The sequence below is a fragment of the Massilia norwichensis genome, assembly GCF_024753245.1.
GTDB lineage: Bacteria > Pseudomonadota > Gammaproteobacteria > Burkholderiales > Burkholderiaceae_D > Telluria > Telluria norwichensis.
The window spans coordinates 176,559-201,015 of the sequence record NZ_JANUGX010000005.1 but is presented as its reverse complement, the minus strand read 5'-3'; the positions used below and the strand labels follow the sequence as shown (position 1 = coordinate 201,015).

The 24,457-nt window shown below is 68.0% G+C and carries 17 protein-coding genes; 5 read left to right on the top strand and 12 right to left on the bottom strand.

The genetic code is table 11. The features are described 5' to 3' along the window. The first annotated feature begins 86 nt into the window (after nt 1–86). Together NX782_RS06700 and NX782_RS06695 are read left to right on the top strand one after the other, a co-directional pair. Complete coding sequence (locus tag NX782_RS06700) at nt 87–1,391, top strand: sugar MFS transporter (RefSeq protein WP_258844659.1); 1,305 nt, start codon at nt 87–89, stop codon at nt 1,389–1,391. A 13-nt stretch (nt 1,392–1,404) separates the two neighbouring features. Continuing rightward, a complete protein-coding gene (locus NX782_RS06695; protein ID WP_258844658.1) occupies nt 1,405–3,969 on the top strand; it encodes a family 20 glycosylhydrolase in 2,565 nt (854 codons plus the stop codon). A 19-nt stretch (nt 3,970–3,988) separates the two neighbouring features. Here the strand turns inward: NX782_RS06695 and NX782_RS06690 are convergent, their stop codons facing one another. Both NX782_RS06690 and NX782_RS06685 read right to left on the bottom strand, forming a co-directional pair. Then, nucleotides 3,989–4,423 carry a DNA-binding transcriptional response regulator gene (locus NX782_RS06690; RefSeq protein ID WP_258844657.1) on the bottom strand — a complete coding sequence of 145 codons (435 nt, stop codon included), beginning with the start codon at nt 4,421–4,423 and terminating at the stop codon, nt 3,989–3,991. Between the two features lie 65 nt (nt 4,424–4,488). Further along, a complete protein-coding gene (locus tag NX782_RS06685) occupies nt 4,489–5,133 on the bottom strand; it encodes a PEP-CTERM sorting domain-containing protein (RefSeq protein ID WP_258844656.1) in 645 nt (214 codons plus the stop codon). Nucleotides 5,134–5,393: 260 nt separating this feature from the next. On the opposite strand from NX782_RS06685, the gene NX782_RS06680 reads away from it, so the two are divergent. Continuing rightward, a complete protein-coding gene (locus NX782_RS06680) occupies nt 5,394–7,556 on the top strand; it encodes a TonB-dependent receptor plug domain-containing protein (protein ID WP_258844655.1) in 2,163 nt (720 codons plus the stop codon). Nucleotides 7,557–7,589: 33 nt separating this feature from the next. On the opposite strand, the gene NX782_RS06675 is transcribed toward NX782_RS06680, so the two are convergent. Genes NX782_RS06675 through NX782_RS06665 form a run of 3 tightly spaced genes read right to left on the bottom strand, consistent with a single transcriptional unit; the run spans nt 7,590 to nt 11,448 of the window. Next, nucleotides 7,590–9,914 (bottom strand): xanthine dehydrogenase family protein molybdopterin-binding subunit, encoded by a 2,325-nt coding sequence (locus tag NX782_RS06675; RefSeq protein ID WP_258844654.1) that lies wholly within the window; start codon nt 9,912–9,914, stop codon nt 7,590–7,592. Beyond that, on the bottom strand, nt 9,911–10,924 hold the full coding sequence (locus NX782_RS06670) for an FAD binding domain-containing protein (protein ID WP_258844653.1): 1,014 nt from the start codon (nt 10,922–10,924) through the stop codon (nt 9,911–9,913). Before NX782_RS06670 ends, NX782_RS06675 begins: the two co-directional genes overlap by 4 nt. Beyond that, on the bottom strand, nt 10,921–11,448 hold the full coding sequence (locus tag NX782_RS06665) for a (2Fe-2S)-binding protein (protein ID WP_258844652.1): 528 nt from the start codon (nt 11,446–11,448) through the stop codon (nt 10,921–10,923). Before NX782_RS06665 ends, NX782_RS06670 begins: the two co-directional genes overlap by 4 nt. Before the next feature lie 472 nt (nt 11,449–11,920). On the opposite strand from NX782_RS06665, the gene NX782_RS06660 reads away from it, so the two are divergent. Next, nucleotides 11,921–13,837, top strand: a complete 1,917-nt coding sequence (locus NX782_RS06660; RefSeq protein WP_258844651.1) for a sensor domain-containing diguanylate cyclase — start codon at nt 11,921–11,923, stop codon at nt 13,835–13,837. Here NX782_RS06660 and NX782_RS06655 read toward each other — a convergent pair whose 3' ends face one another. From NX782_RS06655 to NX782_RS06625, 7 genes are all read right to left on the bottom strand, one after another. Beyond that, nucleotides 13,838–14,590 carry a TorF family putative porin gene (locus NX782_RS06655; protein ID WP_258844650.1) on the bottom strand — a complete coding sequence of 251 codons (753 nt, stop codon included), beginning with the start codon at nt 14,588–14,590 and terminating at the stop codon, nt 13,838–13,840. 83 nt (nt 14,591–14,673) lie between these two features. Further along, nucleotides 14,674–15,378 carry a response regulator gene (locus tag NX782_RS06650; protein ID WP_258844649.1) on the bottom strand — a complete coding sequence of 235 codons (705 nt, stop codon included), beginning with the start codon at nt 15,376–15,378 and terminating at the stop codon, nt 14,674–14,676. After that, nucleotides 15,371–18,085, bottom strand: a complete 2,715-nt coding sequence (locus tag NX782_RS06645; RefSeq protein WP_258844648.1) for a DUF4118 domain-containing protein — start codon at nt 18,083–18,085, stop codon at nt 15,371–15,373. Before NX782_RS06645 ends, NX782_RS06650 begins: the two co-directional genes overlap by 8 nt. Further along, nucleotides 18,082–18,675 (bottom strand): potassium-transporting ATPase subunit KdpC, encoded by a 594-nt coding sequence (gene kdpC / locus NX782_RS06640; protein WP_258844679.1) that lies wholly within the window; start codon nt 18,673–18,675, stop codon nt 18,082–18,084. The genes NX782_RS06645 and kdpC overlap by 4 nt, the downstream gene beginning before the upstream one ends. A gap of 16 nt (nt 18,676–18,691) precedes the next feature. Next, nucleotides 18,692–20,782, bottom strand: coding sequence for a potassium-transporting ATPase subunit KdpB (kdpB, locus tag NX782_RS06635; RefSeq protein WP_258844647.1), 2,091 nt, complete (start codon nt 20,780–20,782; stop codon nt 18,692–18,694). Nucleotide 20,783: 1 nt separating this feature from the next. Further along, the gene (gene kdpA, locus NX782_RS06630; protein WP_258844646.1) at nt 20,784–22,517 is read right to left on the bottom strand and encodes a potassium-transporting ATPase subunit KdpA; all 1,734 of its coding nucleotides are present in this window, start codon (nt 22,515–22,517) and stop codon (nt 20,784–20,786) included. Continuing rightward, the gene (locus NX782_RS06625) at nt 22,517–22,606 is read right to left on the bottom strand and encodes a potassium-transporting ATPase subunit F (protein WP_258844645.1); all 90 of its coding nucleotides are present in this window, start codon (nt 22,604–22,606) and stop codon (nt 22,517–22,519) included. Before NX782_RS06625 ends, kdpA begins: the two co-directional genes overlap by 1 nt. Nucleotides 22,607–22,900: 294 nt before the next feature. On the opposite strand from NX782_RS06625, the gene NX782_RS06620 reads away from it, so the two are divergent. Next, nucleotides 22,901–24,445: a GGDEF domain-containing protein gene (locus tag NX782_RS06620; protein ID WP_258844644.1), complete on the top strand. Its 1,545-nt coding sequence runs from the start codon at nt 22,901–22,903 to the stop codon at nt 24,443–24,445. Nucleotides 24,446–24,457 lie beyond the last annotated feature (12 nt).

The following is a 24,457-nucleotide window of genomic DNA, read 5'->3' as shown; positions in this document are numbered from 1 at the left end:
ACAAAAGCCCTCAATTCCGCCAACGCTAGACTTGCACCAAAGCCATTGCTACCATGCCACATCGACAACCCCCAAGGTGCCGCAGCATGGACCTCAGCGCAAGCCCCCCAGAGCAGCCCACCGCCCCCGTCACCACCCCTAGCACCACCCGCGACATCCTCACCGGCATGCTCTTCGTCGGCCTGCTATTCTTCATCCTCGGCTTCGTCACCTGGCTGAACGGCTCCCTGATCCCTTTCCTGAAAGTCGTCTGCCAGCTCACCAACTTCCAGGCGCTGCTGGTCACCTTCGCCTTCTACATCGCTTACACCGTGATGGCCCTGCCATCGGCGGCGGTGCTCAAGCGCACCGGCTACAAGAAGGGGATGGCGCTGGGCCTGGGCATCATGGGCGTCGGCGCCTTGCTCTTCATCCCCGCCGCGCAGACCAGGCACTACGAACTCTTCCTGGGCGGGCTGTTCACGCTGGCCACCGGCATGACGCTGATGCAGACCGCCATCAATCCCTACATCGTCTGCCTCGGCCCGCGTGAAAGCGCGGCCATGCGCATCAGTATCATGGGCCTCTTCAACAAGGGTGCCGGCATCGTCGTGCCGATCATCTTCGCGAGCCTGATGCTGAAGAACGTCGATACCGCTTCGCAGGACGTGCTGGCGCAGCGGCTGGTGTTCCCGTATGCCTGCATGGCCGCGGTCCTGTTCGCGATCATGGCCTTCATCCATGTGTCGAAGCTGCGCGAGATCCCGCCCGAAACCGACGGTATCGATGACCGCGTCGATGCGAGCTCGGTGCTGCAGTTCCCGCAACTGGTGCTGGGCGCGCTGGCGCTGTTCTGCTATGTCGGCGTGGAGGTGATCGCCGGCGACACCATCGGCCTGTACGGCCACGAACTGAAGGTCGCCAACTTCGGGGTGCTGACCTCGTACACGATGGTCTGCATGGTGCTCGGCTACCTGGTCGGGGTGGTGGCGATTCCGCGCTGGATGTCGCAGCAGCGTGCGCTGGTGCTGTCAGGGCTTGCCGGCGTGGTGCTGACGGTCGGCGTGGCGCTCGGGTCGACCGCGGAGCACGGCCTGTCGCAGGCGCTGCTGGGCTGGAGCGGTGCGCCGCTGGTGCCGAACACGGTGATGTGCCTGGCGCTGCTCGGCCTCGCGAATGCGATGGTGTGGCCGGCCATCTGGCCGCTGGCCTTGCAGGGACTGGGGCGTCATACCGCCAGCGGGTCCGCCGTGCTGGTGATGGCGATCGCCGGTGGGGCGCTGCTGCCGCTCTTGTATGGTCACCTGGCCGACATCGTCACACCGCGCAGCGCTTACTGGCTGCTGCTGCCTTGCTATGCGCTGATCCTGTGGTATGCCGCGGCCGGCCACAAGATCCGCCGCTGGCGCTGATTGGGAGAAAAGCTTGCGTCACCATTTATTTGCCGGCTGCGTGCTGGCCCTGCTGGCCGCGCCGGTCGCCCCGACGGCGGCACAAACGAGTACCAAACAGGAAGCAATCCATCACCAACAAGCCAGCGCCGCCAAACTGCAACTGCGCTGGGAACTCGAGCGCAACCTGTTCAGCCCCCAGGCCCCGCACGGCCGCTCGTTGGCCCACCTGATCCTGACCAACCACGACAGCCAGCCCTTGCCGGCGCAGGGCTGGTCGCTCTACTTCAACTGCATGGATCGCCTGGAACCGGGGCCGCTGCCCAGCAAGCTGGTGCTCGAACACATCGCGGGCAGCCTGTTCCGCCTGCATCCGGGACCAGGCTTCGAAGGCGTGGCGCCGGGCCAGACGCTGGACATCGCCTACACCTATCCGGGCCTGGTCATCAAACTATCCAAGGCGCCGGTCGGTCCCTACCTGGTCTACGACGCGGTGCCGGACGTGGGCGTGGTCATCAAGGACTTCGCGCTGCAGCCGGTCACGCGTCCGGAACAGCTGGACCGTGGTACGAGCGGCGCCAAGCCGGTGGTGACGCCGGCCGACACCTATCGCCGTAACGCCAGTGCCGACCTGCTGCCGCCGAATGAAGTGCCGGCTGTGCTGCCGACCCCGCTGCGAATCGAGCAGCAAGAAGGCAGCTTGCCCATCAAGGCCCAGCCGACCATCACGGCATCCGCAGCATTGAAAAACGAAGCCGCATTGGCCCGCTCGCTGTTCCCGCAGACGCTCCCGCCAAACGGACCGAAACTGCAGCTCAGCATCGGCGCCGTGGAAGGCCAGACCTCGCCTGAAGCCTACCGCCTGACGGTCCGCGCCGACAGCGGCATCGCCATCGTCGGTAACAGCGCCGCCGGCGTCGCCCACGGCCTGCAGACGCTGCGCGAGCTGCTGCCGCTGCCGGGTGCCGACGAACTGGCGTTGAAGGAGACCACCATCGTCGACGCCCCGCGCTTCGGCTACCGCGGCTTGCAGCTGGACGTCGCCCGCAACTTCCACGGCAAGCAGACGGTGTTCAAGTGGCTCGACCTGATGGCGCGCTACAAGCTGAACAAATTCCACTTCCACCTGACCGACGACGAAGGCTGGCGCCTCGAAATCGCCGGGCTGCCGGAACTCACAAGCATCGGCGCGGTGCGCGGCCACGCTGCCGGTCCGGGCGTACGCCTGCAGCCGGCCTACGGCTCGGGCCCCGATCCGGAAAACGCCGCCGGCAGCGGCTATTTCACACGCGCCGACTACATCGCGATCCTGCGCTACGCCCAGGCGCGCCACATCGAGGTGATCCCGGAAATCGAGATGCCCGGCCACGCGCGCGCCGCCGTGCAGGCGATGGAGGCGCGCTACCGGCGCCTGAAGGCGGCGGGGCGCAAGGATGCGGACAAATACCTGTTGAACGATCTCGAAGACCGCTCGCGCTACCGCTCGGCCCAGTACTTCACCGACAACGTCATCAACCCCGGCCTCGACTCCACCTTCACCTTCATCGACCGTGTGGTCGGGCAGGTCGTGGCCATGCACCGCGATGCCGGTGTACCAATAAAGACCATCCACATGGGCGGCGACGAGTTGGCCAACGGCGCATGGGAGCAGTCGCCGGCCAGCCTCGCGCGCATGAAGAAGGAGAAGCTGGAAGACACCGCCGACCTGTGGGATTATTTTTACGAGCGCGTCGACGGCATCCTGCGCAGGCACGGCCTGGCCACGTCGGGCTGGGAAGAGCTGGCGGCGCGCAAGACGAAACTGGCCGGCCGCAACCGCCTGATCCCGAATCCGCGCTTCACGACGCGCGGCTTCACGGCCTGGGTCTGGAACAACACGCGCGGCGCCGAGGACTTCGCCAACCGCCTGGCCAACGGCGGTTACGACATCGTGCTGGCGCCGGTCTCGAGCATGTACCTGGACATGGCGGCCAATCCGAATCCGGAGGAGCCGGGCGTCAACTGGAACGACTACGTCGAGCTGGACACCGTCTACGACTTCGTTCCCTTCGACATGCTCAAGCACCTGCCGGAAGCCGGGCGCGTCGGCAAGGACGGCCTGACCGACTACGGCAGGCGCCACGTGCGCGGACTGGAGGCGACGCTGTTCACCGAGACCGTGCTGGACGCCAGCCGCGTCGATTACATGCTCATGCCGCGTCTGCTGGCGGTGGCGGAGCGGGCCTGGGCGCCGGACCCTGTCTGGGCCACCGAACCGGACGCCGCCAGGGCCGCCGCACTCCGCCGCACGGCCTGGTCGGGCTTCGTGAACGCGCTGGGCCAACGCGTGTTGCCGCGCCTCGACCTGGAGCGCGGCGACGTCGCCTATCGCATCGCGCCGCCCGGCCTGATGCTGGATGGCGACCGGGTGCTGGTCAACCACGTCCTGCCCGGCATCCAGCTCCGCTATACCAGCGACGGCAGCGAGCCGACCGTCACCAGCAAACTGGTCACCGGGCCGATTACCGAACCCGGATCGATCAGGGTGGCCGCCTTCGACCGCAAGGGGCGACGAGGGCTGGTGGCCGGCATCGACAGGGCAAAGACGGGAAAGGAATAAGGCAGGCGCAAGCGCACGATCAGCGCGGCCGCGTGCGCCGCTGACTACGCCCGCGCCGCTCCTCGCCCGGCGCCTGCTGCATCGCATACGAAGGCATGGCGCCGTTGCCGTCGATGCCGAATTCGATCACGCGGCGCAGCCCGCGCAGCGTGACCGGTTTGGCGAGCACCGCGATGCGACCGGCATGGTAGTGCGGGACCTGGGTATCGTCGTCCAGCAGCAGGACCACCGGCGCCTGCGGTGCCAGGCGGGTGATCTCGCCGAGGAAGGAGCGGCGATCGTCGGCGTTGAAGGTGGTGTAGGTGAGAATCAGGTTGAAGCGCACCGTTTGTGCCGTGTTCAGCGCGGCGCGCGGGCTGTCCGTCGTCGCCACGATATAGCCGAGCGACTTCAGCAGGGCAGCAGTCTCGCCGCAGGCCTTCGGGTCATGTTCGACAAGCAGTGCGCATTTCATCGTCTATCCTCCTGGTAGAGGGATGACGACGCTTCACGCGAGTTCAATCGCCAAGTTGTAACAATTTATCTCATCCGTACGGCCTTGCTCCGGCGCCGCGCGAGCCAGCCGGCCAGTCCGCCCGCTGCCAGGATGGCCAGGCTGCCGGGCTCGGGCAGCGGCTGCTCCTGCGGGTGCATCGTGCCCGGCACGCTGCTGCGCAGAAGGCCGCGTTCGCCGGTGCAGGCGAGAGCGGGGTTGCCGCAGGCTGCAGGCTGGTCGCTGTGGGCCCACAGCATGCTGAAGATATTGCCGTCGCTTTGCATCGTGAAGTCCGACGCGCCGTCATTCGCCATGATCGAGCCGCTCAGGTAGCCGTCCGGCTCGAATTGCAGGTCCAACGACAGGCGCTGCAGGCCCCACAGCGTCTCGTCGCGGTAGCGATAGTCGATCAGGTTCCATTGCTGGCTGCCGTCGGCGCCGGCATACCAGTAGCGCAGCGATACCAGGCTGTCCTGCTGCTCTTCGCAATCGCCGTACATGCAGCGGTTTTCGAGGTCCAGTGTGAGCGTCTTCGCGGCGACGGCGGCATCGGTGAAGGTGAGCTCCAAGTGCAGCCCATCGGGCATGGCATCCGAATGTTCCACCTGCTGCCAGGTGTAGACGACGTTGGCCGAAGCGGCCTGGGTGAGGAGGGCGGTGGCGGCCAGGCAGAGAATCTTGCGGAACATATGTGTCTCCCAAAAAGATTCCGTTTAACAAGCAAGTTCTGCGCCTGCAACTTTATCTCCTTGATTTGTAAACGGAATTAACAATCATTTGTGCCTGGCAGTCACAAATCTGTAAAGCAGACCGACAGTGCTCTAGCGTACATAGCGCTATCCGGCATTTCGCGCCGGATTTTCGACACGTCGTCGCATGGGTCCGTCTGCAGCGATGAGCGCGGGGCATGATGCGGCCTCGATCAACGCTCATCGCCTCACCAGAACCCATGTCACGGAAAAACACCCACACCCTGGTCCGCCTGCTCGCCGCCTCGCCCGCCATCTTCGGCATGTTCAGTGCCTATGCCAACGAGGTGCAGAAAGTCGAAGTGAAAGGCCAGGCCGCCGCCTACGACGCCCGCCGCGACGACACCGCCACCAAGATCGTCGTCAACCAGGAAGAGATCCTGCGTCACGGCGATACCACCTTGGGCGAGGTGCTCAAGCGCCTGCCGGGCATTACCGTGGGCGGCGTGCAGGGGCGTGGCGGCGATGTCCGCATGCGCGGCCTCGGTAGCGGCTACACGCAGATCCTGCTGAACGGCGAACCGGCGCCGCCGGGCTTCTCGCTGGACCAGGTGTCGCCGGAGATGGTCGAGCGCATCGAGATCATGCGCGCCGCCACCGCCGAATACAGTACCCAGGCGATCGCCGGCGGCATCAACATCGTCCTCAAACGCCAGGTACAGAATGCGCAGCGCGAACTGAAGACCGGTGTGCAGGTGGAGAACGGCGCATACGGCGCGGTCTCGACCTTCCAGCTGTCGGACAAGAGCGGCAAGATGTCGTACGCGATGAGCGGCAACCTGCTGTACGGCCGCCAGGACCGTCCGTCGACCGTCGTCACCGAAGGCCATGACGCTGCCGGGCGCGAAGTCCTGCGCCGCGTGGCCGAGGATGGCAACCGCGGGCGCCTGCTGGCCATCGGCCTGTCGCCGCGCATCAACTGGAACCTCGGCGCCGGCGAAGTGATCACCTCGCAGAACTTCATCAACATCGCCCGCTCGCGTGGCGACGCGCCCGAGACCGTGACGACCGTGCTGGGCGCGCCGCCGCGCTACGTCGCCACCGCCACCGATGCGGAAAACAAGATGGAGATGCTGCGCAGCGACCTGTCGTGGACCAAGCGCCTGGAGCAGGGCGCGAAGATCGACGCCAAGTTCGGCCTCAACTATGCGCATCGCGACAGCGGCCTGGGGCAGCAGCAGTATGACGCCAACGAGGTGCTGGCGCTGGACCGCGACATCGCCAGCGACTTCAGCGACAAGGGCTGGAGCACCACCGGCAAGTACGCGCGCCCGATCGGCGATGGCCATGCGATCGCGCTCGGCTGGGATGGTGCCTACAGCCTGCACGACGAGACTCGGCTGCAGCGCGAGACCAGCACGGTCGGCGCGCCCATCGCCAACCGCGACGAAAGCTTCGACGCCACCGTGCGCCGCGTGGCCCTGTTCGCCCAGGACGAGTGGAGCGTGACCAAGCAATGGTCGGTGTACTTCGGCCTGCGCTGGGAAGGCATCCGGATCCGCAGCGAAGGCAACAGCTACGCGGCGATCGACAACAAGTCCAGCGTCTTCAGCCCGCTGTTCCAGACCCTGTACAAGATCCCGGGTTCGAAGAACGACCAGATCCGCGGCGGCATCACCCGCACCTACAAGGCGCCCAACGTGGCCAGCCTGGTGCCGCGCCGCGGCATCGCCTCGAACAACAGCCCGACCACGCCGGACACCATGGGCAACCCGAACCTCAAGCCGGAACTGGCCTGGGGCCTGGACCTGGCGTATGAACACTACCTGCAGGGCGGCGGCCTGCTGAGCGCCAGCACCTACATCCGCCACATCGACGACATCACGCATTCGCGCGTGTTCTTGGTCGACGGCCTGTGGGTGGCCATGCCGGTGAACGATGGCGCCGCCAACACCCGCGGCATCGAACTGGAAGCCAAGCTGCCGCTGCGCCAGATGTTCCCCGGCTGGCCGGCGCTGGACCTGCGCGCGAATCTCACGCGCAGCTGGTCGAGCCTGTCCATGGTGCCGGGCCCGAACAATCGCCTGGACCAGCAGACGCCACTCTCCGGCACCTTCGGCTTCGACTACCGCTTCGACGGCCTGCCGGCCACCTTCGGCGGCAGCCTGAGCTTCCAGAACGGCGGCCCGGTGCGCATCGCGCAAAACCAGTACGCCTATACCGGCGTGAAGCGCGGGCTGGACCTGTACGGCACCTGGAAATTCACGCCCAGGGCGCAGCTGCGGATGTCGCTGGCGAACACCCTGCGCCAGGATAACGTGAGCGCGTCCAGCTACGTGAGCGCGGACGGTAGCCGCCTGACCGACACCACCTTCACGCCGACCTTCCTGCAGCTGCGGGCGATGCTCGAGACGAAGTTCTGAGCCCGCGCACCGCCTGGTTCAGCTCAGCTCAGTTCAGTTCAGCTCAGGCGGCGAGTGCAGCGGCACCTCATGGTCCCCCAGCAGCAGCTTGTCCGGCGACATCGGCGTGGTCCGCAAGCGCTTGCCGGTGGCGTGGAAGATCGCGTTCGAGACCGCCGCCGCCACGCCGACGATGCCGATCTCGCCGACGCCTTTGGCGCCGAGCTGCTTGCTGACCACGCGGTCGTCCTCGTCGGCGAAGATGACCTGGATGTCGTGGATGTCGGCGTTCACGGCGACGTGGTACTCGGCGTAGTTGTGGTTCATGAAGCGGCCCAACCGGTGGTCGGTGTAGGTCTCTTCGTGCAGCGCCTGGCTGATGCCCCAGACCACGCCGCCGACGATCTGGCTCTCGGCGGTCTTGGCGCTGATGATGCGCCCGGCCGCCACCGCATTCACGACCCGCGTCACGCGCACGATGCCGAGCTTTTCGTTGACCCGGACCTCGCAGAACACGGCCGAGTGCACGGCGCGCGAGTACTTGCGCTGCTTCAGCATCTGCGGCGTGAGCAGGAATTTTTCCTCGACGCGGTCCTTGCCGGCATGGGCCAGCACCTCGGACAGCGACACACCATTGTCCGGCTGACCGCGCAGGTGGATGCGGCCGTCGTTGAATTCGACCTGGCGCAGCTGCAGCTTCCTGAAGATCGAATCCGGCATGGCCTGCGCCATCTTCAGCAGCGTCTTCTGCAGCTTCTCGCAGGCGCCGGCCACGCCCGAGCCGACCGTGGACACATGCGAGGAGCCGCCTTCGACCGGCGCCAGCGGCAGGGTCGAATCGCCCAGCTGGAAGGTCACGCGCTCCATCGGCAGGCCCATGGCTTCGGCCGCGATCATGGACATCACGGTATAGGTGCCGGTACCGATGTCGGAGGCGGCGCTGGACACCACCAGGCGGCCGTCCGCGTGCAGCACGGCCGAGACCCGTGCCACCATCACCAGCGAATCCCACATGCCGGTGGCCATGCCCCAGCCGACCAGCTCTTCGCCGTCGCGCATCGAACGCGGCTCGATCGGCCGGTCCTTCCAGCCGAAGCGTTCGGAACCCAGCTGGTAGCACTGGCGCAGCTCCTTGCTGGAATAGGGCTTGTCTTCGAGCGGGTTCTTTTCCGCGTAGTTCTTGAGGCGGAAGGCCAGCGGGTCCATTTTGAGTTCGTAGGCCAGTTCGTCCATCGCCACCTCGAGCGCATGCACGCCGTGCGCCGCGCCGGGTGCGCGCATATCGATCGGCGTGTAGCGGTCGGTGCCGACCAGCTCGTAGGCCAGCTTGATGTTGTCGCAGGCGTACATCTGCCCGGACCAGTTGACCACCACCTCGACGTAGTCTTCCAGCCGCGAGGTTTCCTGGATCGCCTCGTGGACGATGGCGCTCAGCTGGCCGTCGCGGTCGGCGGCGAGCTTGATCCTGTGCCAGGTCTCGGGACGGTGGCCGAAGCTGAACATCTGCTGGCGCGTCAGCACCACCCGCACCGAGCGCTTCAGCTGCAGGGCCGCCATCACCGCCAGCGGCAGCTGGTATTGCGGGCGCAGGCCGGAACCGAAAGCGCCGCCCACATACGGGTTGCGCACCGTGACCTTGTCCTTGGACAGGCCGAAGGCATGCGAGATGTACCAGCGGCTGTTCTGCGAGCTCTGGGTCTTGTCGTAGACGGTCAGGTGGCCGTCTTCGCCGTAGACCACGGTGGAGGCGTGCATCTCCATCGGGTTGTGGTGCTCGACGCCGTTGTAGTACTGGGCCTCGATCTTCACCGGCGCTGCATCCCAGGCGGCATCGGCATCGCCTTTCGAGCTGGGCGGCGTGAAGCCGGCCTTCAAGGGCCGCGGCTTGTAGGCGCGGCCCAGGTTGGCCAGCAGGTTGGTGTCGTGTTCCTCGACGTCGTAGGTCAGGCTGACCAGGCTGGCCGCATGGCGTGCGGCTTCGAAGGTCTCGGCCACCACCAGCGCCACCGGCTGGCCGCTGTAGAAGATGCGGTCGCTGTACAGGGGACGGAAGGGCGAGCCGGCGGGCGCCGTCATGTCTTTGTAGGCGAGGTCGTTGCCGCGCATTTTGACCTTGCGGTTCTCGTGCGTGAGCACGGCGATCACGCCCGGCACGGCTTCGGCTGCAGACGTATCGATGGTCTTGATGCGGCCCTTGGCCACGGTGCCGCTGACGACCACGCCATAGGTCAGGTCGGGCGCCGCGTGTTCGGCGGCGTACCTGGCGGCGCCGGTCACCTTGGCGCGGCCGTCCACGCGCGAGACCGGCATGCCGCTCTTCACGCGGCCGGTCCCCTCCGGCGCGCTCGGGGCGCGCAGGTCCGGAATCAAATCAGTCATTCGCGTTCTCCCCTGGCGTAAGCGGTGCCGCGCACGGCGGTCTGTAAAGCCTGGACGATGGCGTTCTTCGCCAGCGGCAGTTTGAAGTCGTTCTGGCCCCAGCCGCGCGCGCCTTGCAGGATGCGCTCGGCGGCCAGCGCGAACGCGGCCTCATCGGCCTGCTTGCCTTCGAGTTCGCGCTCGGCTTCCTCGACGCGCCAGGGTTTGTGGGCCACGCCGCCGAGGGCGATGCGGGCGGCGCGGATGGTGCCGCCATCGAGGTCGAGCGCGGCCGCCACCGACACCAGCGCGAAGGCATACGACAGGCGCTCGCGCACCTTGATGTAGGCCGAGTGCGCAACGAAGCGCGCGGCGTCGGGCAGGGCGATGTGGGTGATCAGCTCACCCGGCTGCAGCGTGGTGTCGAGCTCGGGCCGCTCGCCCGGCAGGCGGTGGAATTCGCCGAACGGGATCTCGCGTTCGCCGCTGCTGGAGCGCACGTGCACGACCGCGTCCAGCGCGCGCAGGGCCACGCACATGTCGGACGGGTGGGTCGCGATGCATTGTTCGCTGGTGCCGAGGATGGCCAGCTGGCGGTTGATGCCGTGCTTGGCCGGGCAGCCGGTGCCGGGTTCGCGCTTGTTGCAGGGCACGCCGACATCGTAGAAGTAGACGCAGCGGGTGCGCTGCAGCAGGTTGCCGCCGTTGGTCGCCATGTTGCGCAGCTGCGGCGAGGCGCCGGCCAGGATCGCGCTGGACAGCAGCGGGTAGCGGTCGCGCACCAGCGGATGGTAGGCGGTATCGGCATTGCGGGCCAGGGCGCCCAGGCGCAGGCCGCCGTCGGCTTCTTCGATGCCGTCCAGGCCTGCGCAGGCGATGGCATTGATGTCGACCACCTGCGGCGGCTGCATCACGCCTTCCTTCATCAGGTCGAGCAGGTTGGTGCCGCCGGCGATCGGGCGCGCGCCCTCGGCCAGCTGCGCCAGCACGCCATCGATGTCCTTGGGTTGGGTAAAGGCGAACGGGTTCATGCGAGCACCGATCCGGTGGTGAAGGGTTTGCCTTCGTCCAGCGCCGAGGCGTCCAGCTCCAGCACCTGCGCCACCGCGCGCACGATCTGCGGATAGGCGCCGCAGCGGCACACGTTACCGCTCATGAGTTCGCGCACATCGGCGATGGTTTTGGCCTGGCCTTCGGCGATCAGGCCGGCCGCCGAGCAGATCTGGCCCGGCGTGCAGTAGCCGCACTGGAAGGCGTCGCAATCGATGAAGGCTTGCTGCAGCGGATGCAGTTCGTCTTCCTTCGCCAGGCCTTCGACGGTGGTGACTTCGTGGCCGTCCTGCATCACGGCCAGGGTCAGGCAGGCATTCACGCGCCGGCCGTCGAGCAGCACGGTGCATGCGCCGCACTGGCCGTGGTCGCAGCCTTTCTTGGTGCCGGTCAGCCCGGCGCGCTCGCGCAGGAGATCGAGCAGGGTCACCCAGGATTCGACGTCGAATTCCCGGTCCTGCCCATTCAGGCGCAGGCGGATCGGATGCTGCTGGTGAGGGTCCATGGCCGTCCTTTCATCGTAAGACGCTCACCTTACGGGGAGGCTCTTTCCTGCTCGGTTAGATGACACACATATTGTTTGATTACTTTGATGATGGCGCCGCTTGCCATTTGGTTTACGGCTTCCTTGTATAACAATTGCTTCTGGTGCAAGTTCGGATGGCTCGTCAAATCGTGGTGTTGTACGTATCCAACTCCACTCAGCACGTCCCCGCTTTCGATTTTGAACGCGCAAATTTGTCAGATCTGCAGCCCCGAACCGCCGCCGTCCCAGCAGGCAGGGGCGATAACTCGCACAAAGAAATGAAAATATTTGCAATAGTTTCCACATGGAAATCATAGTGGATATACTGCACAGCCCGTTTGAAATCCACTAGAATCGTTCTCTTGGGAAAGCGCTAACACATCGGGCTTTCCGATCCCCCGGCTGGATGTGGCCGGTTCATTGGTTGGCCGCTCGGCGGCAAGGACGATTCATGCTCAGTCAACAGGATCTCGCAGAAGACGAACGCGTCAAGGCACTGCACGCGCTCGGCGTGCTCGACACGCCCCAGGAAGACCGTTTCGACCGGTTTACGCGCATCGCCGCCACGGCTTTCGGCGCACCGATCGCGCTCGTGTCCCTGGTCGATGCGCAGCGTCAGTGGTTCAAGTCGCGTATCGGCATGGAACCCAGCGAGACGCCACGCTCGATGTCCATCTGCAGCCACACGGTCGCGCTGGACGACCTGCTGGTCGTGCCCGACACCCACCTCGACGAGCGCTTCGCCGACAACCCGCTGGTGGTGGGCGCGCCCTTCATGCGTTTCTACGCGGGCCAGCCGGTGCACAGCGTGGACGGCCAGCCGCTCGGCACCCTGTGCATCATCGACCAGCAGCCGCGCCAGTTCAGCGACGCCGAAAAACGCATGCTGCGCGACCTTGCCCAGATGGTGCAGGATGAATTGAACCGCAGCGTGCTCGTGGCCGCGCGTGATGCCGCCCAGATGGCGCTGCGCGAGATGAACGTGCAGCTCGAGCGCCGCGTCGAGGACCGTACGCGCGAACTGCAAGCCAAGAACCGTCTGCTGGAAAAGGAAGCGCAGCAGCGCGCGCAGGCCCAGCAGGCCCTGGTGCAGAAGCAGGAATTGCTGGACGCCTTGCTGGAATCGGTGGACGTGGGCGTGGTCGCGTGCGGCGCCGACGGCACCCTGAGCCTGTTCAACCGCGCCGCACGCGACCTGCACGGCATGGACGTCGCCGGTCTGACGGCGGCGCAATGGGCCGGGCACTATCAGCTGTTCGAGGAAGACGGCCTCACGCCGCTCGACGAAGCCCGCATTCCGCTGGCGCGTGCGCTGCGCGGCGAACGTGTCAAGGATGCGCCGATGGTGATCCTGCGCCAGGACGGCGATGGCCACAGCATGCACCGCATCCTGGCCAGCGGCCGCGCGCTGAAGGGCCCGAACGGCGAGGCGCTCGGCGCCGTGGTGGCGATGCAGGACGTCACCGAGTTGACGGCATCGCGCGCCCGCGTGGTCGAGAGCGAGGAGCGCCTGCGCACCATCGCCGATAACGTGCCGGCCCTGATCGCCTATATCGACACCGACCTGCGCTATGGCTTCGCCAACCTGCGCTACCAGGAGTGGTTTGGCGTGAAGAGCGCCAACATGCTCGGCAAGACCGTGCTCGAAGCGATGGGCGAAGCCTTCTTCGCGCCGCGCCGCGCGGCCCTGGAGCGCTGCCTGGACGGCCATGCCTCGGCGCTGGAGATCGAGGAAGAGCGCCGCGGCCGCCGCCGCGTGATCAGCACCACCTATCTGCCGCACGTGCGTGACGGCGTGGTGCAGGGCATCTACGTGTTGTCCACCGACGCCACCTCGGCACGCGAATACGAGCGCCAGCTACACGCGCTGGCGCACTCGGACCACCTGACCGGCCTGCCGAACCGCCGCAGCTACGAAGAACGCCTGGTGCAGGCGATCGCACGCGCGCGTCGCAGCGCGATGGCGATGGCCCTGGTCTATCTCGACGTCGACCACTTCAAGCAGATCAACGATACCCTCGGCCACGCCAGCGGCGACGCCGTGCTGCGCGAATTCGCCAAGCGACTCTCCGCCACCGTGCGTGCCACCGACACCGTGGCGCGCCTGGCCGGCGACGAATTCGTGATCGTGCTCGAACAGGTCGGCTCGGCACGCGAGTGCGGGCGCATCGCCGACAAGCTGCTCGAAGCGCTGCGTGCCGACTTCCTGATCGACGGCCAGCCGCGCCAGGTCACGGCCAGCATCGGCATCGCCTGGTCCGCCCATCCGGAGCAGTCGGCACTGGCGCACGCCGCCGACGAAGCCCTGTACAAATCCAAGCAGGCGGGGCGCAACACGGCATCGGTGCTGGTGGCCAGCGCAGGGTAATCAGAAGCTGCGTACTGCGCTCAGCACCAGGGCTTTGCGGCCCAGGAATTTGCCGTTCGCGGCCGAGGTGTAGGCTGCTGCGCCGGCGTTGGTGCCCACCGCCGCCAGCGTCAGCGTGGTGCCGGCCCAGGCCTTGGCGATGCCCAGTTTCCAGTCCGTGTAGCTGGCGGCATCGTTGTGCACCACGCGCTGGCGGCCGGCATGCAGCAGCACGCTCACGCCCTGGCCGGCGTCGATACTGCCGCCCAGGTCCAGGTAGCCGCTGCCGTGGCTGTCCGGGAAGCCGAACAGATTGCTCAGCGCATGCGAATACTTGGCATACCAGGCGCCGTAGCCGAGCTGGCCGTAGATCTCGCCGGTGCTGGCGTTGACGAAGCCCGGCACGTCGGCCAGGCCATTGCCCGGATAGAGGTAGTCGAGCACGCCCACGTCGTAGCTGACGCCACCCGTCAATTCCCTTTTTTTACCGGCGTAGATGTCCCATTCCAGGTGGCCGCCGCCGCCGGCATCCCTGGCCCAGGTGATGGTCGACAGCCAGGTGCCGGCATACAGGCCGCTGGCCGGGTCCGACCAGTCGGCGCCGCCCTGCAGGGCCGGATGCAGGCGCGACTGCGAGATGCCGCGGTAGCGGTAGTCCGAAACCGCGCCGATGTTCCAGGCGACGGCAGCCGGCGCGGGCGCAGGTGACGCTTCGTGGGCGCCGGCGGCATGCGCGAGCAGGAACAGGGCAGTGGTGGCGATGGCTTGTTTCATGGTGCTTTCACTTTCTCGAGGATGTGTTCTGCCCTCGCCGGGCCTGGCGGCACGGCGCAGCGGGTCTTCGCTGGTTGAAGAAACTAGAGCGGGAGGGTGAGGCGGTAGCCGACCCCGGTTTCGGTGATCAGGTACTTCGGCTGGGCCGGGTCGTCTTCCAGCTTGCGCCGCAGGTGTCCCATGTAGATGCGCAGGTAGTGCGCGTTGCCGGCCGATTGCTGGCCCCAGACTTCGCGCAGCAACTGCGGATTGCTGACCACGCGCCCGGCATTGTGTGCCAGCGCCGCCAGCAGCTTGTATTCGGTGGGCGCGAGGCGCACGCCCAGGCCGTCGCGGGTGACGGCGCGTCCCTGCAGGTCGATCGCCACCGTGCCGAAGCGCACCACGCTGCTGCCGTCCGGCGCCGCGCTGGCCTGGCGCTGGCGGCGCAGCGCCGAGCGGGCCCGCGCCAGCAGCTCGCCGACACCGAAGGGTTTGGTGAGGTAATCGTCGGCGCCGGCGTCGAGGGCGCGCACCTTTTCCGATTCCAGCGTGCGCGCCGACAGCACGATCACGGCTGCGCGCGACCACTGCCTTAGTTCGGTAATGAAGGCGACGCCGTCGCCGTCGGGCAGGCCGAGGTCGAGCACGATCAGGTCGGGCTGGCGGGTGCCGGCTTCGATCAGGCCGTGTTTGCTGTCGCCGGCCTCGAACACCTGCCAGCCTTCGTCCTGCAGCGCTTCGCGCACGAAGCGGCGGATCTGCGCTTCGTCCTCGACCAGCAAGGCAAGGGGATGGCGCTCACTCATGGTGGTCCTCCATTTCGGGTTCCAGGTCCGGCATCGGCGGCGGCGCGCCGCGTTTCAGGGCGATCACGATGCGGGCGCCGCCGCCCGGCGCCTGCTCGGCATGGATGCGTCCGCCGTGCGCTTCGACGATGGCGCGGCAGATCGCCAGGCCGAGGCCGACGCCGGGCGTGTTCGACTCCTGCCGTCCGCGCGTGAATTTTTCGAAGATCGTTTCTTCCCGCCCGTGCGGCAGGCCGGGGCCGTCGTCGGTGACGCGCAGCTCGACCAGGTCGCCGCGCTCGCGCGCATCGATCGCGATGCGCGAGCCGGGCGGCGTGTACTTGGCGGCGTTTTCCAGCACGTTGCACAGCACGCGCTCGAGCAGCGGCGCGTCGAACTGCAGCAGCGGCAGCGCGGCCGGCAGCGTTGCCGCTACCGTGTGTCCGGCCAGCAGGGCGGCGCTGGCGCGCAGCGCGCTGCCGACCACTTCCTCCAGCGACTGCCACTCCAGGTGCAGGTGCACGCCGCCGCTCTGGATGCGCGCCATGTCGAGCAGGTTGGCGACCAGGGTGTTCATGCGCAGCGCCTCGCTTTTGAGCGTGGCGGCCAGCGCCAGCTGTTGCGGCGCCAGCGGCGGGCGCGAGGCGGCCAGCGTTTCGGACACGCCTACCAGCAGCGTCAGCGGGGTGCGCAGGTCGTGGCCGAGCGCCGCCAGCAGCGAGTTGCGCAGGCGCTCCGATTCCATGTCGACCAGCGCGCCCTGGGCCACCTCGATGTAATGCACGCGCTCCAGTGCAATCGCGGTCAGGGTGGCGAAGGTGTCGAGCTGCTGGCGCTGCTCCGGCGACTGCAGCCAGCCGGCGCCGTCGTGCTCTGGCGCCAGCGCCAGCACGCCGCGGGTGCGCATCGGCGCCACCAGCGGCAGGTAGAACAGCGGGCTGGCCGGCAGCGTGTCGGTGCCGAGGCCGGCCGGGCGGCCATGGTCGAACACCCACTGCGCGGTACCGGCCTCGGGCTGCGGCGCGCCGGCGGCCGGGTCTTGCGGCAGCTGCAGGCGGCCTTCCACATCGGGCAGCAGCAGGGCGGCGCGGGCGCGGAAGGCCTGGGCCACGAATTCGTGGGTCGCGTCCAGCACCTGCTCCGGCTGCAGGGCGCCGGACAGGCGGCTGGCGAATTCGTAGAGCGCGTGCCAGCGCCGTTCGCGCTGGCGCGCCACCTGCGCCTGGAAGCGCAGCAGCGCGGTCAGGTGGCCGGTAATCAGGCCGACCGCCAGCATGGTGCCGAAGGTGACCAGGTACTGCAGGTCCGACACCGCGAACGACAGGCGCGGCGGCACGAACACGAAGTCGAGCACGGCCACGCTGACGCAGGTCGCCAGCACCGAAGGGCCGCGTCCCAGGCGATACGCCACCAGCAGCACCGTTAGCATGAACAGCATCGCGATGTTCGGCAGGTCGAGCCAGGCGCTGAGCAGCCAGCCGACGGCGCCGGCAGCCAGGCTGGCGCCCGCGCCCAGCAGGTAGGGCAGGGGGCGCAGCGAGCCTTGTTGCGCCGCTTGCTGCCCGGCCGTGGCGGCGGCAGCGCGCGCCGGCGCCGCCGCGCAGGCGATTTCCAGCAGGTCCGCACCCGGCGCCAGCTGCGCCAGGCGGCGCGCCAGGCCCGGCTGCCAGAAAGGGCGGCGCGCCGGGCGGCCCAGCACCAGGGTCGAGAGATTGCGGCTGCCGGCGTAGCGCGCCAGCTCGGCGGCCGCATCGGCGCCCGACAGCACCGCGGTGGTGGCGCCCAGCTTTTCGGCCAGGCGCAGCTGGTCGAGGATGGCGGCGCGGCGGGCCGCCGGCAGCCGCTGCAGCGCTGGGGTCTCGACGTACACCGCATGCCAGCACGCGCCCAGCTGGCCGGCCTGGCGCGCCGTGCTGCGTACCACCTGTTCGGCTTCCGGGCCGGGGCCGACGCAGGCCAGCAGCGCGGCGCCGGTCTTCCACACCGTGGCGATCGACTGCTCGACCCGCCAGGCGCGCACGTCGCCCTCGACGCGGTCGGCGGTGCGGCGCAGGGCCAGCTCGCGCAGGGCGATCAAATTCCCCTTGCGGAAGAAATTGCCGGCCGCGCGTTCGGCCTGCGGCCCCTGGTAGACCCGGCCCGTCCGCAGGCGCTCGAGCAGCTCGTCGGCCGGGACGTCGACCAGCACCACCTCGGCGGCGCCGTCGAACACGCTGTCCGGTACCGTTTCGCCGACGCGGATGCCGGTGATGCCGCCAACCACGTCGTTCAGGCTTTCCAGGTGCTGGACGTTGACGGTGGTGTAGACGTCGATCCCGGCGGCCAATAATTCCTCGACGTCCTGCCAGCGCTTGCGGTGACGCGAGCCGGGCGCGTTCGTATGCGCCAGCTCGTCCACCAGCACCAGCGCCGCGCCGCTGTCCAGGGCGGCGTCGACGTCGAACTCGGCGAGCAGCTTGCCGCGGTAGCTTACCTGGCGCAGCGGCAGGCGCGGCAAACCGTCGAGCAGGCTCTCGGTCTCGCGCCGGCCATGGGTTTCAAGCACGCCGACCAGCAGCCGCTCGCCGGCGGCGTGCAGGGCGCGCGCCGCCGACAGCATCGCATAGGTCTTGCCGACCCCGGCGGAGGCGCCGAAATAGATGCGCAGCCGGCCGCGGCCGGCGCGCGCTTCCTGCTCGCGCACCTGGGCCAGCAGCTGGTCCGGGTCGGGCCTGCGCTCGTCGATCATGGGCGTGGGACCCTGGCCGGCGGCAGAGCGTCGAGCGCGAGGTTCAGTGCCAGCACGTTGACGCGCTCTTCGCCGAGGAAGCCGAACAGGGCGTGTTCGCTATGGCGGCGCACCAGCGCGTCGACCTCGGCGCGCGCCAGGCCGCGTGCGCGTGCCACCCGGCCGGCCTGGTAGAACGCGGCGGCCGGACTGATCTCCGGATCGAGGCCGCTGGCCGAGGCCGTGACCAGGTCCACCGGCACCGGCGCCAGGTTGTCGGGATCGGCGGCGCGCAGGGCGGCGATGCGGCCCTTGACGGCGTCCAGCAGGGCCGGGTTGGACGGCCCGAGGTTGGCGACCGAGGAGCCGGCCGCGTTGTTGGCGGCCGGCGCGGTGGCCGAGGGCCGGCCCCAGAAGTAGCGCGGCGAAGCGAAGGACTGGCCGATCAGGCGCGAGCCTGCCGGCTTGCCGTCCCGGCTCACCAGGCTGCCGCCGGCCTGGCCGGGAAAGGCGAGTCGGGCGATGCCGGTCACGAGCGCCGGGTAGGCGGCGCCGGTCAGCGCGGTCAGCAGCACCAGCAGGGTGGCGGCGGGGCGGAAATGCGAAGTCATGTTCATGTCGTTCTCTTCAGGCCAGGTGCAGGGCAGCCAGCAGCATGTCGATCAGTTTAATGCCGATGAAGGGCAGGACGATGCCGCCCAGGCCGTAGATCAGCAGGTTACGGCGCAGCAGGGCGGCGGCGCCGATCGCGCGGTAGCGCACGCCGCGCAGGGCCAGCGGAATCAGCACCACGATGATCAGGGCGTTAAAGATCACTGCCGACAGGATCGCCGAGGCCGGGCTGGCCAGGTTCATCACGTCCAGCGCCTTCAGTTGCGGGTAGGTGGCGACGAAGGCGGCCGGGATGATCGCGAAATACTTGGCGATGTCGTTGGCGATCGAGAAGGTGGTCAGCGAGCCGCGTGTCATCAGCATCTGCTTGCCGATCTCGACGATCTCCAGCAGCTTGGTCGGGTTCGAATCCAGGTCGACCATGTTGCCGGCTTCCTTGGCGGCCTGGGTGCCGGTGTTCATCGCCACCGCCACGTCGGCCTGGGCCAGCGCCGGGGCGTCGTTGGTGCCGTCGCCGGTCATCGCCACCAGGCGGCCCTCGGCCTGGTATTTGCGGATCAGGGCCAGCTTGTCTTCCGGCGTGGCTTCGGCCAGGAAGTCGTCGACCCCCGCCTCGGCGGCGATCGCGGCCGCGGTCAGATGGTTGTCGCCGGTGATCATGACGGTCTCGATGCCCATGCGGCGCAGCTCGGCGAAGCGCTCCCTGATGCCGCCCTTGACGATGTCCTTCAGCTCGACCACGCCCATCACGCGCGCGCCGTCCACCACCACCAGCGGCGTGCTGCCGCGCCGCGCCACCTCGTCCACGGCGGCGGACACCGCCTGCGGATAGACGCCGCCCAGGCCCAGCACGTACTTGCGCATGGTGTCGGCGGCGCCCTTGCGCAGCGGGCGTTCGAGCAGGTCGACGCCGCTCATGCGGGTCTGCGCGGTGAAGGGCACGAATGCGGCCTTCAGTTCCGCCATCTCGCGGGCACGCAGGTTGAACTTCTGCTTGGCCAGCACCACGATGCTGCGGCCTTCCGGGGTTTCGTCGGCCAGCGATGCCAGCTGCGCCGACTCGGCCAGTTCGCGCTCGGTCACGCCCGGCGCCGGCAGGAAGGCGGCGGCCTGGCGGTTGCCGAGGGTGATGGTGCCGGTCTTGTCGAGCAGGAGCACGTCGACGTCGCCGGCCGCTTCCACCGCGCGGCCCGAGGTCGCGATCACGTTCGATTGCATCATGCGGCTCATGCCGGCCACGCCGATCGCCGACAGCAGGCCGCCGATGGTGGTCGGGATCAGGCACACCAGCAGCGCCACCAGCACCGCGATCGTGACCGGCGAGCTGGCCAGGCCGGCGGCGCCGGCGGCCTGCGCCGCGTACAGCGAGAACGGCAGCAGCGTCGCGGTCACGACCAGGAACACGATGGTCAGCGCCACCAGCAGGATGGTCAGCGCGATCTCGTTCGGGGTCTTGCGACGCGCCGCGCCTTCGACCATGGCGATCATGCGGTCGATGAAGGCTTCGCCCGGATTCACGGCGATCCGCAGCACCAGCCAGTCCGACAGCACGCGGGTGCCGCCGGTGACCGCCGAGAAGTCGCCGCCGGATTCGCGGATCACCGGCGCCGATTCGCCGGTGATGGCGGATTCGTCGACCGAGGCCACGCCCTGCACGACCTCGGCGTCGGCCGGGATGATGTCGCCGGCGTCGACCAGCACGAACATGCCCTTGCGCAGGTCGGCGGCGGGGCAGGGCAGCCAGGTGGTGCCGTACACCGGGGTGCTCAGCTTCTTGGCCATCACGGTCTGCTTGAGGGCGCGCAGCGAGGCCGCCTGGGCCTTGCTGCGGCCCTCGGCCAGGCTTTCCGCAAAGTTCGCGAACAGCACCGTGAACCACAGCCAGACGGCGATCGCGAAGGTGAAGCCGGCCGGCGCGCCGCCATCGACGAAGCGGCCGCCGCTCAGGGCGTCGAGCCACAGCAGGGTGGTGACGATGGCGCCGATGTAGACCACGAACATGACCGGGCTGCGGTACTGCTGGCGCGGCGACAGCTTGCGCAGGGCGTCGAGCGAAGCGGGGGCGATCAGTTTCGGATCGAACAGCGTTAAATCGGGATGGGCCATGTCATTTCACCGAAAAGAGTTGCAGGTGTTCCGCGACCGGGCCAAGCGCCAGGGCCGGAACGTAGTTCAGTACGCCCACCAGCAGTACCGCGCCGATCAGCAGCGCGACGAATAGCGGGCCGTGGGTCGGCATGGTGCCGCCGGTGGTTGCCAGGCGCGGCTTGGCGGCCAGCGAGCCGGCCAGGGCCAGCACCGGCACGATCATGGCGAAGCGGCCGAGCCAGATCGCCACGCCCAGCAGGGCGTTCCAGAACGACGTGTTGGCGGACAGGCCGGCGAAGGCGCTGCCATTGTTGTTGGCGGCCGAGGTCACGGCGTACAGCATCTCCGAAAAGCCGTGCGCGCCGGGATTGGCGATGCCGGCCGTGCCGGCGCCGCTGCTCACCGCCAGCGCGGTCCCGAGCAGCACCACCAGCGGCGTCACCAGGATCGCGATCGACACCATTTTCATGTCGTGCGACTGGATCTTCTTGCCCAGGTATTCCGGGGTGCGGCCGATCATCAGGCCGGCGATGAACACGCCCAGCACGGCGAACACCAGCATGCCGTACAGGCCCGAGCCGGCGCCGCCGAACACGACTTCGCCGAACATCATCAGCGCCATCGGCACCAGGCCGCCGAGCGGCATCAGGGAGTCGTGCATGGTATTGACCGCGCCGCACGAGGCCGCCGTGGTGACGGCCGCGAACAGGCTGGAGGCGGCGATGCCGAAGCGGGTCTCCTTGCCTTCCATGTTGCCGCCGGCCTGCAGCGCCCCGGCCGCCTGGTCGACGCCGAGCGCCTGCAGGGCGGGATGGGCCTGGCCTTCGGCCCACATCAAGGCCAGGGCCATGGTCACGAACAGGATCGCCATCGCGGCGAACACGGTCCAGCCCTGGCGGCGGTCGCCCACCATGCGGCCGAAGGCGAAGCACAGGCCGGCAGGAATCAGGAAGATCGCCACCATCTGCAGGAAATTGGTGAGCGCGTTCGGGTTTTCGTAAGGGTGGGCCGAGTTGGCGTTGAAGAAGCCGCCGCCGTTCGTGCCCAGCATCTTGATCGCCTCCTGCGACGCGACCGGGCCCATGGCGATGGTCTGGGTGGGGGCGCCGGCGGCCGGGTCGAGCAGCGGCACCTGCAGGTAAGCGTCGAAGTTCTGGATCACGCCCTGGCTGCACAGGAACACGGCGAAGACCAGCGACAGCGGCAGCAGGACGTAGACGGTGACGCGCACCAGGTCGGCCCAGAAATTGCCGACCGAGGCCGAGGAGCGCGCCGCCAGCCCGCGCACCAGCGCGAACACCACGGCGATGCCGGTGGCGGCCGACAGGAAGTTCTGGCTGGCCAGCGCCACCATCTGGCTGAAATAGCTCATGGTCTGCTCGCCGGCATAGCCTTGCCAGTTGGTGTTGCCGACAAAGCTAACGGCGGTATTGAAGGCGGAATCGGGAGAAACCGCGCCCAGGTGTTGCGGGTTGAAGGGCAACAAGCCCTGCAGGCGCTGCACGGCGTAGACGAACAGGGTGCCCAGGCCGCTGAACAGCAGCAGCGCGAAGGCATAGCTTTTCCAGCCCATGCCCCGTTCGGGCTTCACGCCGGCGACGCGGTAGCACAGGCGCTCGAGCGGCGCCAGCCAGCGCAGGCCCGGCACCGGACGCATCTCGCCGACGGCGGCCAGCAGCGCGCCGAGCGGCACCGCGAGCAGCGTCACGACGGCCATGAAGGCGGCCAGTAGCAAAATCGCATCGGTAGGCATCACAGCTTCTCCGCATTCAGCAAGGCGTTGACGAGATAGAGCAGGACGGCCAGCGCCGCCAGGCCCACGGCCCAGTAGCCGAGGTTCATGGCCTGCCTCCAAGGCGTTCGCAGGCCTGGGCCAGGCCGCACACGAGGGCGGTCAGGCCGACCGTCGCGGCAATGAATAAGCTGTCATTGAGAATGTCCATTTTTCCCTTCAGGATGTTGTTGACGACCTGGCCAGCTTAGGGAGAAGGACCTAAAACAGGCGTAAATAGTCGCCGTCCGGCCATATATGCGACGTAAACGCGCGCGTCTGAATGTTGCGTGTTGGACTTATTTCGAAGGACGGGCTATCCTCCCGAAACCCTCGCGAGTTCCCGATCCAACCTGTCCCGTTCCATGCCCCACCTCCATCGCCTGACCCAGATCCGCCGCCCGCTGATCGCCCGTTCGATCGCCCTGTTGACTGCCTTCTGCGTGATGCTGGTCGGCATCCACGGCTGGAGCCTGTGGGCGGCGCACCAGGGCCAGCTGGCGGAGACCACGGCCAGCACCGCGAACATGGCGCGCGCGCTGGCGGCCCAGGCCGAGACCTCGTTCAAGATCGCCGATGCGATCCTGGGCGAAACCGTGGAGCGCGTCGAGCACGATGGCGCGCAGGGCACGGCGGGGCAACGCCTGCATGAGCGCTTCATGTCCTTCGCGGGCCATTCGACAGAAGTGCAGGGCCTGTTCGTGTTCGGCGCGGACGGCAGCCGGTTGGTCTCGGCGCCGATCAGCACGGCCCGTGACAACAACGCCGACCGCGACTACTTCAAATACCACCAGACCCATGCCGACCGCGGCAGCCACGTCGGCAAGCCGGTGCGCAGCCGCTCCACCGGCGTGATGGTGATCCCGGTGTCACGCCGCATCGACCGCCCCGACGGCAGCTTCGGCGGCATTGCGCTGGTGACCCTGGACCTGGGCTATTTCGGGCGCTTCTACGACCGCTTCGACGTCGGCAGCGAAGGCACCATCCTGCTTGCCCTCGACGACGGCACGCTGATCTACCGGCGCCCGTTCAACGAGAGTATGGTCGGCACCAGCATCGCCCAGGGACCGGTGATCCAGATGATGCGGAAGTCGGGGCCGGTCGGCACGGCCATGCTGCGCGCCAGGATCGACGGCATCGAGCGTCTGTACAGCTACCGCCACCTGGAAGGCTATCCGCTGGTGGTCGCCAGCGCGCAGTCGAAGGAGGAGATTTTGGCGCACTGGTGGAGTTCGGTGCTCAAGATGAGCGGTGTGGTCCTGGGCGCGATCCTGCTGCTGGGCTGGGGCGGGGTGCGCATGATCCGCCAGATCCGCGTCCGCGAACAGCTCGAGGCGGAACTGCGCCGCGCCGGCGACACGCTGGAACAGCAGAACCAGGCGCTCAAGACCCTGGCCGAGAGCGATGGCCTGACCGGGCTTGCCAACCGCCGCCTGTTCGAAGAAGCCCTTGCCGGCGAACTGGCGCGCGCGCGCCGCGCCGGCACCTCCTTCGCCCTGATCCTGTGCGACGTCGATTTCTTCAAGAAGTACAACGACCGCTACGGCCACGTGGGCGGCGACGATTGCCTGCGCCGGGTGGCGGCCGCCATCGCGGCAGGCGCGCGCCGTCCCGGCGACCTGGCGGCGCGCTACGGCGGCGAAGAGTTTGCGGTGCTCCTGCCCGACACCACGCTGGAAGGTGCGCGGACCGTGGCCGAGGCGATCCGCACGACGATCGCCGGACTGGCGATCGAACACGCCGACAGTCCGGCCGGCAGGGTCGGCATGAGCCTGGGCGTGGTGGCCGGCACCCCCGGCGCCGAAGCGGGCAGCGCCTGGATCGAAGCCGCCGACCGCCTGCTGTACGAAGCCAAGTCCGGCGGACGCGACCAGGTGGTGGCGAAGCCCGTATCGCTTGCAATTGCATAGCGCGCGATCTAG